At 40.9% G+C, this 14,446-nt stretch carries 10 protein-coding genes; 3 read left to right on the top strand and 7 right to left on the bottom strand.

Going from position 1 to position 14,446, the window contains the following annotated elements:
- Positions 1-254: 254 nt before the first annotated feature.
- The gene (locus ACJV45_RS02080; RefSeq protein WP_419397535.1) at positions 255-1,532 is read right to left on the bottom strand and encodes a hypothetical protein; all 1,278 of its coding nucleotides are present in this window, start codon (positions 1,530-1,532) and stop codon (positions 255-257) included.
- 726 nt (positions 1,533-2,258) lie between these two features.
- On the opposite strand from ACJV45_RS02080, the gene galE reads away from it, so the two are divergent.
- Entirely contained in the window at positions 2,259-3,269 is a 1,011-nt protein-coding gene (gene galE, locus ACJV45_RS02075; RefSeq protein ID WP_004113007.1) for a UDP-glucose 4-epimerase GalE, read from the top strand.
- 159 nt (positions 3,270-3,428) lie between these two features.
- Here galE and ACJV45_RS02070 read toward each other — a convergent pair whose 3' ends face one another.
- Genes ACJV45_RS02070 through ACJV45_RS02055 form a run of 4 tightly spaced genes read right to left on the bottom strand, consistent with a single transcriptional unit; the run spans position 3,429 to position 7,733 of the window.
- Positions 3,429-4,541 (bottom strand): ROK family transcriptional regulator, encoded by a 1,113-nt coding sequence (locus ACJV45_RS02070; RefSeq protein ID WP_020761758.1) that lies wholly within the window; start codon positions 4,539-4,541, stop codon positions 3,429-3,431.
- Positions 4,542-4,588: 47 nt separating this feature from the next.
- A complete protein-coding gene (locus tag ACJV45_RS02065) occupies positions 4,589-5,446 on the bottom strand; it encodes a carbohydrate ABC transporter permease (protein WP_419397534.1) in 858 nt (285 codons plus the stop codon).
- Positions 5,443-6,396: a carbohydrate ABC transporter permease gene (locus tag ACJV45_RS02060; protein ID WP_419397533.1), complete on the bottom strand. Its 954-nt coding sequence runs from the start codon at positions 6,394-6,396 to the stop codon at positions 5,443-5,445. The genes ACJV45_RS02065 and ACJV45_RS02060 overlap by 4 nt, the downstream gene beginning before the upstream one ends.
- On the bottom strand, positions 6,393-7,733 hold the full coding sequence (locus tag ACJV45_RS02055) for an extracellular solute-binding protein (RefSeq protein WP_004113015.1): 1,341 nt from the start codon (positions 7,731-7,733) through the stop codon (positions 6,393-6,395). Before ACJV45_RS02055 ends, ACJV45_RS02060 begins: the two co-directional genes overlap by 4 nt.
- Before the next feature lie 346 nt (positions 7,734-8,079).
- Here ACJV45_RS02055 and ACJV45_RS02050 point away from each other — a divergent pair, with 346 nt between their 5' ends.
- Together ACJV45_RS02050 and ACJV45_RS02045 are read left to right on the top strand one after the other, a co-directional pair.
- Positions 8,080-9,396 carry a PTS sugar transporter subunit IIC gene (locus ACJV45_RS02050; RefSeq protein WP_004113017.1) on the top strand — a complete coding sequence of 439 codons (1,317 nt, stop codon included), beginning with the start codon at positions 8,080-8,082 and terminating at the stop codon, positions 9,394-9,396.
- A gap of 5 nt (positions 9,397-9,401) precedes the next feature.
- Positions 9,402-11,303, top strand: coding sequence for a DUF4838 domain-containing protein (locus tag ACJV45_RS02045; RefSeq protein WP_419397532.1), 1,902 nt, complete (start codon positions 9,402-9,404; stop codon positions 11,301-11,303).
- Between the two features lie 192 nt (positions 11,304-11,495).
- Here the strand turns inward: ACJV45_RS02045 and galK are convergent, their stop codons facing one another.
- Both galK and galT read right to left on the bottom strand, forming a co-directional pair.
- Positions 11,496-12,773, bottom strand: a complete 1,278-nt coding sequence (gene galK, locus ACJV45_RS02040; RefSeq protein WP_419397531.1) for a galactokinase — start codon at positions 12,771-12,773, stop codon at positions 11,496-11,498.
- A gap of 109 nt (positions 12,774-12,882) precedes the next feature.
- Positions 12,883-14,241, bottom strand: a complete 1,359-nt coding sequence (galT, locus tag ACJV45_RS02035) for a galactose-1-phosphate uridylyltransferase (RefSeq protein WP_419397542.1) — start codon at positions 14,239-14,241, stop codon at positions 12,883-12,885.
- Between the last annotated feature and the right edge of the window lie 205 nt (positions 14,242-14,446).

Below are 14,446 nucleotides of genomic sequence, written 5' to 3'. Positions count from 1 at the left end.
CAGCACTATTACTGTCCCTAGCAAAAACAGCACTGCTAATTACCCTCAACAGTCAACTCACAAAACCAGCATCACCAGAATCCACTGCGAAAAAAGGAAATTAAGCAAAACAGTAAAAACCAGTAATGCAATCCTGTAAGAAAACTTGTGACAGAAATCAAAGAAAACTACCACAGTTGAGAGCAAAATCATAGAAATGAGCGCACTGAAAAATACGCAGCACGCTCACCGATAACACTTAACGTGCTTTTAGTTTAGTGACGCATCTTGCGAACAGCAGCACCCATACCAGCAAGCATAGAAGCAGCCAAAGCAGTCAAAGCAACACCAACACCAGCATTACCAAGCTTCTCGCCAGCCTTACCCGTACCATGGCCACCCTTGGCGCCCATACCAGCAAGCTCACCCTTAGCAGCACCAGCAGCGGCACCAGCCTTACCAGCAGCAGCAGCGGCAGCACCGTTTGCAGCAGCTGGAGCATTCTTACCAGCCTCAGCCTTAGCCTTAGCCTCAGCAGTCTGAACAGCCTTCTGAGCAGCAGCACCAAACTTACCACTCAAAGCATCATCATAAATCTTCTTAGCCTCAGAAAGCTCTGGGAAAGCATCAGAAGCTGGATCTACAAGCGTGATCTTTGGAAGAAGATCAGGATTCACATCCAACTCAACAGCATGATTATAAGCAGCCTTGTAAGCCTCAACAGCCTTATTATAAGCACCCTGAGCCTTATCATTAGCTTCCTGAGCTTCTCCGTAAGCTTTGCTCTTGGCAGCAAGAACAATATCATTAACTCGCTTCACATGAGCCACAGCACGATTGTAAGCAGTCACAAGACGCTCAAGCTTTGCATCATCCTTAACACCAGAAGCCTTGAAATCTTCCACAGCAGCCAAAGCAGCATCCAACTTAGCCTGAGCTTCCGCAAGCTCAGCCTTAGCAGCCTTCAACTTCTTAGCAGCATCAACAAAAGCTTCATGAGTATGAGCGAAATCATTCTCAGCCTGATCAACCTTCTGCTTAGCAGTATAAACATCAGCAATAGCCTTCTTCTGCTTCTCCGCCAAAGTTGGCTCTACTGGATCTGGAACAGCATTTGCTTCAGCAGCCTTAGCAGCAAGATACTTATTCAAAAGATCCTGAACCTCAGCAGCCTTAGCATTCTTAGCCTTAGTTTCTGTAACATTAGCATTGAAAGCCTTAACATATGCATCAACCTTGTTATACGCCTCGTATGAAACAACACCTGGGTCAGTGGTTTTCTTAAGAGAAATTAAACCAGTCTTAGCATCAGGAGTTAAATTAATGTAAGTGTTAAGTACAGGAGCAAGATCTGCTGGCTTAGGGGTTACAGTCATACCGTCATAAACAGCCTTAGCCTTAGTGTAAGCTTCGTAAGCTGCAGCAGTCTTAGCCTTAGCAACACTCACGTAAACTACTGGAGTCTCTTCAGCCATTGCTGGGGTTGCCATTGCGAAGCCGGCAAGCAAAGTTGCGCCAGCAGCGAAAGCGGCGATAGCCTTCTTATTCATCATTTTAATTTCCTTTCTTCTTCTCCTCCACGTAAAACACGCGAAGAGAAAACATTAAAAATCCAACAACATTTCCGAAACATTGTGGATAACCACCATCTAGAGCATCTAGCTAGCAGCTGTTATTAACATACCCCCCCCCCGTTTAAAAAAGTCAAGAGGCAACCACACAAAACAAACAGAAAAAAATAATGTTACACACAAACTAATCCACAATAAAAACTATTTTCACCATAATATTTGTGGATTAACACTAATAAAACCGTAAAAACACATTGTTTCAAGGTTTTTAAAGAATTTTCCCAGACTTTTCTCAGGAAACTACTCAAACAAGAACACTAACACCATAAAACCATTGAAAAATCAACATTCCACACAACCCACACACGCAACACGCCGACACCACACCGACATCAAACCAACACCACGCTACAATACAATCGCACACACCTAGATTCACACATGCTTCTAAAAATTTGCTGTAAAAGTACAAATTCTCGAGCAAGTGTTGTATACTAAAATCACAAAAGATAACATATATGAGCAAAAATGAACACAGAACTGATGGAAAATGTGCGTATCACAATCTGTATGTTTTTCAATCTTTCTATTTCAGCTTTTGCTTTATATGATGATTTTTTGCCTTATATATAGCGACCTTATACAACAAGTTCGTATAACAAATCTTATGCAATACTTTTGCGTAAAACATGCAAGAAAGGCTTCAAAATGACAGTCCTTGTAACAGGTGGATGCGGGTACATTGGCGCACACGTTGTTCACGCACTACATCAAGCCAAGCAAAACGTCGTCGTAGTGGATGACCTTAGCTATGGCAAACCAACTCGCATCGAAGGCGCGCGACTTTATGGAATGGATATATCTTCTCCAGACGCTGGTGCGCGACTTGCACAAATCATGAAGGATGAAAATGTTGACTCCGTTATTCACTTTGCAGCGCGCAAGCAGGTCGGGGAATCTGTAGAAAAGCCTCTTTGGTACTATCAGCAGAATATAAACGGTATGCTTAATGTTTTAGAAGCTATGCGACAAAGTGGAGCAAAAAAACTCGTGTTCTCGTCTAGTGCTGCAACATACGGCGAGCCTCCTGTAGAGGTTGTTCCAGAAGACGTTGTGCCAATGCTTCCAATTAACCCATATGGTCAAACAAAGCTCTTCGGCGAATGGATGGCACGAGCATGTGAAAAACCATACGGCATTCGCTTCTGCGCCCTACGCTACTTTAACGTTGCAGGCTGCGGACCTGTTGAGTTAGAAGATCCAGCTATACTGAACCTTATTCCTATGCTTCTTGAACGTTTACAGAAAGGCAAAGCGCCTGCAATTTTTGGCAGCGACTACCCTACTCCAGACGGCACTTGCATTCGCGACTACATTCATGTTTCCGATCTTGCAGATGCACACATTGCTGCATTATCGTACTTGGATCGCGACGAGCGCAAGTACGATGCGTTTAACGTTGGTACTGGAAAGGGCACATCAGTGCGCCAGATTGTTGAAGAGATTCGCAAAGTTACGAAATTGCCATTTAAAGAGGCAATTCTAGATCGTAGAGCTGGCGACCCACCTCAGCTAATTGGCAGCCCGAAGCGAATCAACGAAGAAATGGGATGGCATGCAAAATACAACGTGCAAGACATAGTTGAATCTGCATGGAAAGCTTGGCAAGCAAATCCAGAACATCATATTGACGTTGATACTTGGAAGCAGCAAGACTAAAACAAGATACATAAAAAACAAAAACGCATAAACAAAATAGCTCCTTCGTAAAATCACAACATATGAATCTAAATCGCAACATATGTTTATAAACGAAGGAGCTATTTACATTATTATTTATAATTATTTAAATTTGCATTATTGCCAACTAGCCAGTAATTAACAAAGTTCGCTTCGCATAACAGCTACACTTTCTCCAAGCAATGACGCATCTTGTTTTAATGCTGGGAATCGCACTCTTACAGCCCCAAATAGCTTGCTATCAATCCTGCTGTTAATTGCAAACTGCATATTAGCAATAAAAGTATCGTTAATAATACTGCTATCACCATTTACTACCACATCTTCAATACCATTCATAGCTATAGGAATGGCTAATATCTTACCTAAAGAAGTTCCAGCCTGAGTAATAATCCTATCTTTTTCCGATGGAGCATCCGCAATACGCTGTTGCAAACGCGGAATCGATATAAGCGTTTCCAAGCATCCTCGTTTACCACAACGACATAAAAGACCATCTTCATCAACAACAACATGTCCAATTTCGCCTGCAGTAAATTTTCCGCCGTCAACAATCTTATTGGAAATCAGCGTTCCTGCACCAACACCACGAGCGATTTGTATGTATATTAAATTACTCGATCCATTAGCGAGTTGTTTTTCTCCCAAGGCTGCAGCATTAGCATTATTATCAACACGAACTGGAACATTAAATATTTTTCGCAAATCATCCGCCAGTGTAACATTTTTCCAACCTAGATGAGGTGCTGACAGAATTTTCCCTTCATCGTCAATAACTCCAGGAGATGAGATACCAATTCCCAATAGTGGTGCCGTAGTCTTTTTACGCAAATCAACGATTAAAGACACAATATCATCTACAGAAAGCTTGTCATCTAAACGAATCGGAGTTTGGATACGCTCTATAACCTTTCCAACAAGATTTGTTATAGCTCCAACAATCGTATTCTCTCCAGCAATGTCAACAACTATTATTTGCCTAGAATTCTCGCATAAATGCAATAAAACTGCAGGCTTACCAGGGCACGTTGCAGACTTTGTTTTGCCTTCTTTTACAAGACCGTCGGAAATCAAGGATTCTACCACTGCGGATGCAGACGATTTAGATATACCAGTTAATTTTGCCACATCAGATCTCGAAAGAATATAATTTGAGTAAAGAAGATTTAAAACATTACAACGATTCTTCTTACGAATATCTTCTGGCGTAAATGAGATCAATCTATTACGCGAATCATCAGAGTCTTTCATTCTTTGTTTCTCCTAAGATTCCCACACTAGGTAATTATTTATTTTCATCATTTTATTGCGCCTTGCATAGAACCAAACGTAAGACCATGTTGAATAATCAAGAAGAAAACAATCACTGGCACAGAGAAAATCAGAGATGCAGCCATCTGAGCACCAACATCAACTCCTGAAGGTGTAGCAAATGACGCCAACCATACAGGAAGAGTGTATTTTTCTTGAGTTTTCATAAAAGTATACGCGATTAAATAATCATTCCATGCGTGAATACAAGCAAATACTGATGTTGCGATAATCCCTGGAGCTGCAAGGGGAAATGTAATCCTCCACAAAATTTGCCATTCACTAGCACCTTCAACACGAGCTGATTCAAAAATAGACATTGGCATAGCTAAGAAAAATCCTCGCAAATTCCAAATTGCCACTGGAAGCACAGCAGTAACATAAGCTAAAACTAAACCAACGTAAGTATCAAGCATTCCAAAACGATTGAAAACAATGAATTGTGGTATAAGAATTGCTGTTGCTGGAATCATTTGCACAACAATCACAGCAGCCATAATAAGCTTTCTACCAGCAAACGCATGCATAGTTAAAGCAGCACAAGCCAAAAACGCTACAATAACCGCAATAACTACACTCAACACTGTTACCAACAGACTATTGCAAGCATATGAAAGCATTGAATCAGAAGAAAAAGCATCATGCATATGTTCAAACGACCAGTGACTCGGTAACAAAGTTGGCTTGGATTGTAGAACTTCGTTTCGAGGTGAAAATGCCGTAACACACATCCAATACACGGGGAAAATCCATACAATAATAAACACAAAAGCAAGCAACGTGTTAATAATTTTATTCAATGCAACACGTCTACGAAGCAAATCCAATAAGGTAACTATCTTCATAGCTCATCACCATTCTTTAGAAGTCGTCTAATGTAGTAAACCGTGGCAAAAAAGAGTATCAGAGTAGTTACCACGCTTATTGCAGAGCCTTGTCCAATAGAAAAATTAATAAATGCTTTCTTATATGTAAAAACTCCAACGGTTGCAGTAGATTCACGAGGACCACCCTGAGTAAGTAACCATATTTGATTAAATACGTTGAAATCCCATATGCAAGAAAGTATGGTTATAGCCGTTAATTGTGGAGCCAACATAGGTACTGTAATTTGCCAATATATACGCGTTTTTGAAGCTCCGTCAACTGCCGCAGCCTCAGCATATTCAGGAGCAATCTGCTTTTGTGCAGCATATAAGGTAATAGCAATATATGGAACAGCCTGCCATACGATTATTAATCCAATACAGCAAAAAGCTAAATTCGTGTTACTAGTCCACGAAAGATTGCGAATATTGCCAAAAATTTTTAACTGAGTTAACAGCCAACCTACTACTCCATAACCAGGTTGAAACATCCATTTAAACACTAATGCAGCAGCAACATTAGGCATTGCCCATGCAGCTACAAGAACAATAGACATAATCACCCTTACTACTGCAGATTGTTTAAACATGGTTTGCGCAACCCACATCCCTATGAGCACGCTAGTAATAACGAGAAATGCAGCAAAAGTAATTGTGATTCCTAGAGAATAGTAGAATCCTTTGTCTGCAAAAAGAGTTAAATATTGCTGAATACCAACGAACTCGAATTCTCCAGTGAACAACGATCTAGCATTAAAATTGCTAAGAGATGCTACAACAAGCATAAGTAGAGGCAAAATAACCAACACTATAAGTAATATGCAAGCTGGAAGTAGCATTAGAGCTGGAACTATTTTACTAGCACTTTTACTAGCAGATTTACTAGCAGATTTACTACTATAATTTTTGCTGACTTTTAGGAGCCTCATAAGTCACCACCAACCTGATTATGAGAGAAAATCTCTTGTGCATGGTCATGGAATACGCGTGCTGCTTGCAAAACAGATTTTGCAGACATAGCAGATGAAGCGAATAATTCTTTGAGAGAACCATCTGCTTCGATAGTTGACCATCCAGGAGCTGCAGGAGTTGATTGAGATACTCTAGCTGTTTCGAAGAATCCTTTTTGCACCTCGTCTAAATCGCGAGAATGTAAATATTCATCCAACAAGTCAATACTATTAGGAAGCCAACCATCGTGTTCCACTATCCACTTACGCTGAATTAAAGGGCTTGCAGCAATGCGTATCCATTTTAATGCCAACGCAACGTTGCTACTTCTAGACGGTATTGCCCAGTCTGAACCAGCAAGAACAGAAGGTTGTATACCCTTACCATTTACGCTTGGCATTGGAAATGTGGCAAAATCTTTTCTAGAAAGAGATGGATTAATTGAGATTGCCTTTGTAACAGCTGCACTATTTGTCAATACTGCTGAAGCTTTTTGTTGAGCTAGTATTTGCGCTTGATCAGGATTATTTATTTCAGCAGATCTTGATGCTTCTGTTGAGAACGCGTTTTGAAAATCTGCCCATTTTTTAAGTCCTTGTAAGGTTTTCTTACTTATTGCAGACGAATGCCATTGCATTCCATTGAATGAAGCTAAGCTTCCACCACAATCCCAAACAAATTGCATTCCAGCAAACCAATTCTGTCCTGGAAGATACATTGCACTAAAATCCGCTTCATTTTTGTGAGCTTGTTTTATTGTGTTAAGTGCAGAAATCAGCTGAGTAAAAGTTGTTGGCTGATTTGTTATTCCAGCTGAAGACCATATGCGTTTGTTGTAAATAACAACTCTAGATGCTGCAAATGCTGGGACAGCATACAGCTTATCTTTATAAATAGCTGGCTCTCGTAATCCTTTAAGCCAACGTTTACCTTGTGAAAGCATTTTTTCGTGTTCTGTTATATCTAGTAATCCTCCACTTGCTGCAAAATCCGCTATTTTTGTATTACCAATATCAACAACATCTGGCGGACGAGATGTAGATAATGCAGTTGTAAGTTTTGTAGAAATACCATCCCAGGGCTGAACTTGTACATGTACTCGCACGCCTGTTTGTGCTTCAAACTGTTTGTTGATTGCGTTAAGTGTTTCTTTTGTAAAATCGTCTTGCATAACCCACACTGTTATGCCATTTTTGGATGAGGATTGGGAAGATACGCTGCTTGTTGGCGCTCCTATAGAGCATCCACTAAGCATTATTGCCATTGCTAGCGTAATAACCGCATAAGCAGTACACTTTCCGTATATTCGTCTCATGCGCGCTCCTTGAAAACATATTTGGCTTCGCACCATTGCTTAAGCCGTATTACTATTCTACACCTTCATAAGTACGATTTCCGCACTTATTAAATTTTGTAAAATACATGCAAAAAATGAATCAAATAGCTTATAAAACAAAGAGCGACACGCTCATAACCGTTGGAATTAAAACGATTCGACGACAAAGTTTGATTTTTGATAATTTAAATGCGATGATAGATATACTTTATTTTTTAACCAATAATTAGAAAGTAAAGCGAACTAAATATGTTCAGTGAAGAACCCTATACATAACATAAGCCAAACAAAAAGTTCATTGATGAACAACAAACAAAGGATAAAAATGGCTAGAAATACAATGATGGATTTTTTGTCCAATAAACTTGCGCCGTTTGGCGAAAAAGTCGCAGCACAACGGCATTTGAAAGCATTGCGTGAAGGCGTGCTTATGGCAATGCCTCTTGTACTTATTGGTTCCATTTTCACATTAATTGGAAGCTTCCCTATTGAAGCGTGGACCAAATGGCTTCACACACACGGCGAATTAGATGCTTTACTTAGCACTATGGCAAACAATTCCTTTGGATTAATCGGTCTAGCAACCGCATTTGGAATTTCATACAGACTTGCAGAATCATACAAAACAGACGGACCTTCTGCAGGAGTTCTTGCAATCGGCGCATTCCTTCTCGTAACTCCACCAATCGCAAGCAAAGAAGGCGCAAACGGCATTCCTTACGGACTTATTGGCGGAAAAGGTTTATTTACAGCAATTGTTATAGCCTTCATAACCGCAGAAATATATCGCCAGTTTATTCAACGTAAATTCACAATTAAAATGCCAAAAAGCGTTCCAGAAGCTGTTGGACATTCGTTTGCAGCACTCGTGCCAGGAACAGTAATAATTGTTCTATTTGCAATAGTAACAAAAGTTTTGCAAGTCACAGGAATTGGCAGCCTCAATAATCTTCTCGCTATTATAGTTGGAACTCCATTAGCTCTTATTGGTGCAACACTTCCAGGAACATTCGTTGCCGTACTCCTCAACTCCGTATTCTGGTTCTGCGGCGTAAACGGCGGTCAAGTTGTTGGTTCTGTTATGAACCCAATCTGGCTTCAGCAAGCCGACGCCAATCGTATTGCTTTGCAAGCTGGTCACGCGCTTCCTAACATCATCACTGCACCGTTCATGGATTTGTTCGTGTACATGGGTGGCGGCGGAGCAACAATCGGTCTTGCGCTCTGCCTTCTCTTCTTCTCAAGGAGCCGCGAATACAAAACATTGGGTCGCATTTCAGGCATACCAGCATTGTTCAACATCAACACTGCTATCCTCTTCAGCTTCCCAACTGTTCTCAATCCTATTATGATCTTCCCATTCATCTTTACGCCTATCATCAATGCTGTAGTAACATACGGCGCTATGGCAACAGGATTAGTTCCTTACACCACTGGTGTCGCACTACCATGGACGACTCCACCAATTATCGGCGGATTCCTTGCTACAGGAAGCTGGCAAGGTGCTGTATTACAAGCACTGCTTGTAGTACTATCCTTTATAATCTACTTCCCATTCTTCAAGGCAGCAGACGCAGCTCATTCTAAGGCTGAAAAGGATTTAATGGATAGCAAGAACAGCGCTACTTCTAAGGAGGATTAATTAACATGTTGTCTAAGACACTATATGTTCAAGCTAATCCTAATACTGGTGAATTTATTTACAATGAGATGGAACGCCTCTGCAAAAGAATGTTTGGCATGGAAATAACGCCTGCAAGCACACTAGAAGAGGCAGATTTCAAGCTTTTATCCGACGAGCAGAAGCAACGTGCGAATCTAAAAGATGCTTTTAGCTTGAAAGTAACTAGCGCAAAAATCTCAATTCACACTAATACAGATGTAGCACTATTAATTGCCGTTTACAGGTTTGCTTACGAGTTTGGAGCAAGATTCCTAAGACCAGGCAGAAGCAACGAAATACTACCTTCTCTTAGCGAAGAAGACTTTGAAAAGGCAAATATTCAACTTGATGAAACGGCAAGTTTTGCTCATAGAGGTGTATGCATCGAAGGAGCCGACAAGATTGAAAACATAGTCGATTTCATTGATTGGCTTCCTAAAATTGGTATGAATAGCTTCTTTATACAATTTGAAAACCCTTACCCATTCCTCAAACGTTGGTATGAGCACGAGTTTAATCCGTATCAAGAGAAAGAGCCATTCAGCATTGATATTGCGCAACAAATGAGTGATTCTGTTGATGAAGCAATGCAAAAGCGCGGTGTTGTTCAGCATAGAGTTGGACACGGTTGGACTGGTGAAGTTCTAGGCTACTCCTCAAAATACGGCTGGGAGTCAGGCGTCAGTCTTCCAGAAGACAAGAAGCCACTAGTAGCCGAAATTGCAGGGAAACGAGAACTGTTTAACGGCGCTCCAATATTAACGAGTTTGGATTTTGCAAATCCAGAAGTAACTAAGCAACTTGTTGATATTGTTGTATCGTATGCTCAAGAACATTCAGACGTAGATTATCTGCACGTATGGCTGTCTGACGCTTGTAACAATATTTGCGAATGTGAAGAATGCAAAAAGACGTTCCCTTCCGATCAGTACGTTGATTTTCTTAACGCACTTGACAAAAAACTTACGGAAAAAGGTTTGGATACTCATATTTGCTTCTTGCTTTACCACGAATTACTGTTTGCGCCAGAGCATGCGAAAATTGCGAATCCAGAACGTTTCACCATGATGTTTGCACCAATTAGTAGAACGTTTGAAAAAAGTTACGCAGACGTTGACTACCAGAATGGTATTCCACAAACTGAAGCCTATAATCGCAACAATACAGTTATGCCGAACTCGCTAGAAGAAAATCTAAGCTACCTGTTTTCTTGGAAAAAAGCCTTCCAAGGAGATGGATTTGTGTACGATTATCCACTCGGACGAGCACATTATGGCGATTTAGGATACATGGCTATAAGTTCAACTATTTACCGCGATATTGCACATCTTAGTAAGTTAGGATTAGATGGCTACATTTCCTGCCAAGAGCTTCGAGCAGGATTCCCACATAATTTCCCTAATTATGTTATGGGATCCATGCTGTGGAATAATACGCGCACTTACGATGACATAAAGCAAGAATACTTTGCATCACTGTATGGCAGTAATTGGAAAACTGCTGTAGATTGGCTGCAAACCGTTTCTTACCTTTCTTCATGCGATTATTTCAACGCCATTGGTGAAAGAATTAATCTAAAGCAAAGCGAACAGTTCAATGCCATTGCTTGCCTAGCAGACTCAATGGTAACGACTATTTCTAAACAAATAAGTAATGAAACTGGTCACGTTGCTGACGAATGGTTGCTTCTCTCTTGGCATCGTGAATACGTTAAGAAACTTTCCCAAGCATTGCGAGAAATTTCTTGCGGACACAACGAACAAGCGCAACAATATTGGTACGAATTCCTTGATTTTATTAGAAGGGAAGAAAACGATATTCAACCGAATCTTGATGTTTACAGAGTAATCGAAGTAGCTAAAAACTACGCTGGATTCAAGCTCTAATCAAAAAATAATCCAAAAGATCAATAAATTACCATTAAAAAATGCCTTTGATTGTTTCTACAGGTTGAAAAACAAGTAGAAACTTTCAAAGGCACATTTTGTTTATATATTATTTGTTTATACGTTATATGCTATTTTTATACGACATATGCTATTTATGCACAATATTTATGCACAATTCTTAAGGCGATACTACAAAATTCTCTCGCCACTTGACGATGGCACAGCTGAAAGAGCGCGAGGAGCAGCAAACCCACGTTTTGCAAACTCATCAGCAATAGCCTGAGCAATCGGCTTAGCCCTATTAGTATCGACTAAAGCAATAATAGAACCGCCAAATCCGCCGCCAGTCATACGAGCGCCATAAGCGCCCTCATTGCGAGCCACATCAACAGCAGTATCGAGTTCTGGAATAGTAACCTCATAATCATCTCTTAATGAATTATGCGACTGGTTCATCAACTCTCCTGCAAGAGTAATGTCTGTTTTATGGAAAGCCTCAACAAACTCTCGAACGCGATTTATTTCCGTAACAACGTGGCGCACTCTTCTCATCATTGTTTCGCCACCAAGCTTCTGCACTCGATTAAGAGTATCTTGTAAAGTCTGCTGCGAATCCCCACTATTAGAAATAGAATCAGCAACAGCTCGCAAAGATGACACATTAAGCGCTTGAGCAGCCTCTTGGCACATCATTCGACGAGCAGCATATTGACCATCATTAAGCTGGTGAGGGGCGCAAGTATCTACAACCAGAAGTTCTAGATTATTCGCAGCTAAATCAAACGGCTGTTGGCTCACACTTTGTAATGGCGTCAAATTCTTCTTGCAATCCAACAGAAGCGCATTACCTTCAACACATCGCAACGAAGCATTTTGGTCCAAGCCTCCAGTTGAAGCTCCAGCCATTTCATTCTCTGCCATAATCGCCGCATGAATAAGCTGCACGCGCCCAACATCCGAATCCGATAACCCTAAGTCAAATGCATCACTTAAAGCGAGCGCAATAGAACATGTCATTGCTGCAGAAGAGCTTAAGCCTGATCCAAGCGGAACGCATGAAACAAACGCAGCATCAAAACCACGTACCTTTAAGTAGCCTGCTTTACGCAATGCCCACGCTACTCCAATAGCGTATGCCGCCCAACCTTTTACATCTCCAGCATGTAGATGATCAAGATCCGCTTGTTCGATTGACATAGGGTTAACGCTTGAAACTACTCTAACTTTTGTGTCTCTTCTAGGATGCAACGCAACAAAAGTGCGATGCGGAAGAGCGATAGGCAAGCATAATCCTTCGTTATAATCCGTGTGTTCACCGATAATGTTTACTCGCCCAGGGCTTGCCCACACTCCACCATTATCTTGCAAACGCATGCTGCAATATTCGCCAAAAGTCTCACTAAATAGCGATGTTGCCTGTCTGGCACCATCATTATTCTTCACTGCTTCGATAAATGATACTGGCATAATAGCACTCCTTTGTACTCACAAATCATAATAACATTTAATATTACTAATATAGTTAAGAACATTATCCTAATTAGCCTAATTAGCCCAATTATCCCAACTATCTTAACTAGTCTAAATCAACTGCACCGAGTTCATGGAATCGTTGTGCAATAAGTTCTGGCGTAGTATCTGAAACCCACGCAGCCATACCAGACTCAGATCCAGCCAAATACTTGATTTTGTTGACATCTCTGCGGAATGAGAAGAATTGCAAATTAAGACGATAATTTTCACGACGAGGGTCATGCAATGGAGCTTGATGCCATGCTGCAATATATGGAAGGTCCATTCCCAATCCATCTCCCTTATCGAAGAATGCGTTTCCACGACGCAATAATGTTGAGTACATTTGCGCCAAATCCCAACGCTCCTGATCATCAAGCTGGTCCAAAGAAAGAACATCTCTAACTGGAGCCACATGCACTTCTAGTGGCCAGCGCGCTGCTGCTGGAACATATGCCACCCAACTGTGATTTCTCATTACAATGCGCGAAGCATTATCGATCTCTGAAAGCATTAAGTCTTTCAACAAATTACTGCCAGTGCGCTCAAAATAAGCTTGAGTATGTCGCAATTCTTGCTCAAGTCTAGGCGCAATAAACGGATAAGAATAAACCTGACCATGAGGATGAGCTAAAGTAACGCCAATTTCTGCACCATGATTTTCAAATGGGAATATTTGTTCAATTCCATCAATCTGACTAATTTCAGCCGTTCTAAAAGCCCATGCCTCTATTACAGTTCGCAAACGAGATACTGGCAATTGAGCCGGTAACATATTTTCGTCTGGTCCGAAGCAAATCACTTCACAACGCCCAGCTGCAGGAGCCTGTTTCCATAGTGGATTGCCATTAAGATAATGAGGTTCACAGCTTACACCAGGAACTTGAACCATGGATGGAAAACGATTTTCAAAAACCACAACATCGTAATCAGTGTCTGGAACTTCCCCATCTTGATATGCTGAACCAGGTTTGCGAGCGGCAAGCGGATTGCCCTTAGTAAGCGCTCCAGGACCAGCAGTAATTGGTCGATTCATGCGCGCTGTAGACATAGGAATCCAGTCTCCAGTAAGAGGATCTTGACGCATTTGCGGAGCTGCATACTGTACTTCATTACCATCAGCGTCAATATGCGAGGCGAACCTATACGCTAATTTTCGAGGATCTTTCAATTCGCGCGTTTTAAGACCGCTAACATAATCTGGGCTATCATCAAGATAGAAAAAGTCACGACCGTCAGACAATTTCGTTGCAGTAATGCGAATATGATTGCGAGCATACTCTCCTGGCTTATATGACTTATATGAATTATGAGAATATTCGCCATTATTATTATCGTCAGCATTCTGCTGATTTTGAACGTCGTTAAGTCCGTCGCTAAGTTCGTCGCCAAGTCCGTCGTTAAGTCCGTCATTGATGTCCATGTTCATATACACCTTTGTCCTTTTGATTTTAAATCTTTTGCTATTTTGTTATTTTGTATTTATTATTTTGTTTCTTTGCTCTTGCAAAGGTAAATCCACAACGACTCCTAAACAAAAAGCACATCTCAACTCTCAGAAAATGTTACTTTTTGTAACATAACGAGCGTTCTTGATGCTATTCTATCATATAATTGTGTACTTTGAG

This window comes from Gardnerella lacydonensis (genome assembly GCF_048545055.1).
Taxonomy (GTDB): domain Bacteria; phylum Actinomycetota; class Actinomycetes; order Actinomycetales; family Bifidobacteriaceae; genus Bifidobacterium; species Bifidobacterium vaginale_C.
The sequence above is the reverse complement of the archived record's forward strand: the minus strand, read 5'-3'. Positions and strand labels throughout refer to the sequence as shown.

Coding starts and splice junctions, on each gene's coding strand:
- ACJV45_RS02080 (WP_419397535.1), bottom strand. CDS start 1,532: ATGATGAATAAGAAGGCTATCGCCGCTTTCGCTGCTGGCGCAACTTTG.
- galE (WP_004113007.1), top strand. CDS start 2,259: ATGACAGTCCTTGTAACAGGTGGATGCGGGTACATTGGCGCACACGTT.
- ACJV45_RS02070 (WP_020761758.1), bottom strand. CDS start 4,541: ATGAAAGACTCTGATGATTCGCGTAATAGATTGATCTCATTTACGCCA.
- ACJV45_RS02065 (WP_419397534.1), bottom strand. CDS start 5,446: ATGAAGATAGTTACCTTATTGGATTTGCTTCGTAGACGTGTTGCATTG.
- ACJV45_RS02060 (WP_419397533.1), bottom strand. CDS start 6,396: ATGAGGCTCCTAAAAGTCAGCAAAAATTATAGTAGTAAATCTGCTAGT.
- ACJV45_RS02055 (WP_004113015.1), bottom strand. CDS start 7,733: ATGAGACGAATATACGGAAAGTGTACTGCTTATGCGGTTATTACGCTA.
- ACJV45_RS02050 (WP_004113017.1), top strand. CDS start 8,080: ATGGCTAGAAATACAATGATGGATTTTTTGTCCAATAAACTTGCGCCG.
- ACJV45_RS02045 (WP_419397532.1), top strand. CDS start 9,402: ATGTTGTCTAAGACACTATATGTTCAAGCTAATCCTAATACTGGTGAA.
- galK (WP_419397531.1), bottom strand. CDS start 12,773: ATGCCAGTATCATTTATCGAAGCAGTGAAGAATAATGATGGTGCCAGA.
- galT (WP_419397542.1), bottom strand. CDS start 14,241: ATGGACATCAATGACGGACTTAACGACGGACTTGGCGACGAACTTAGC.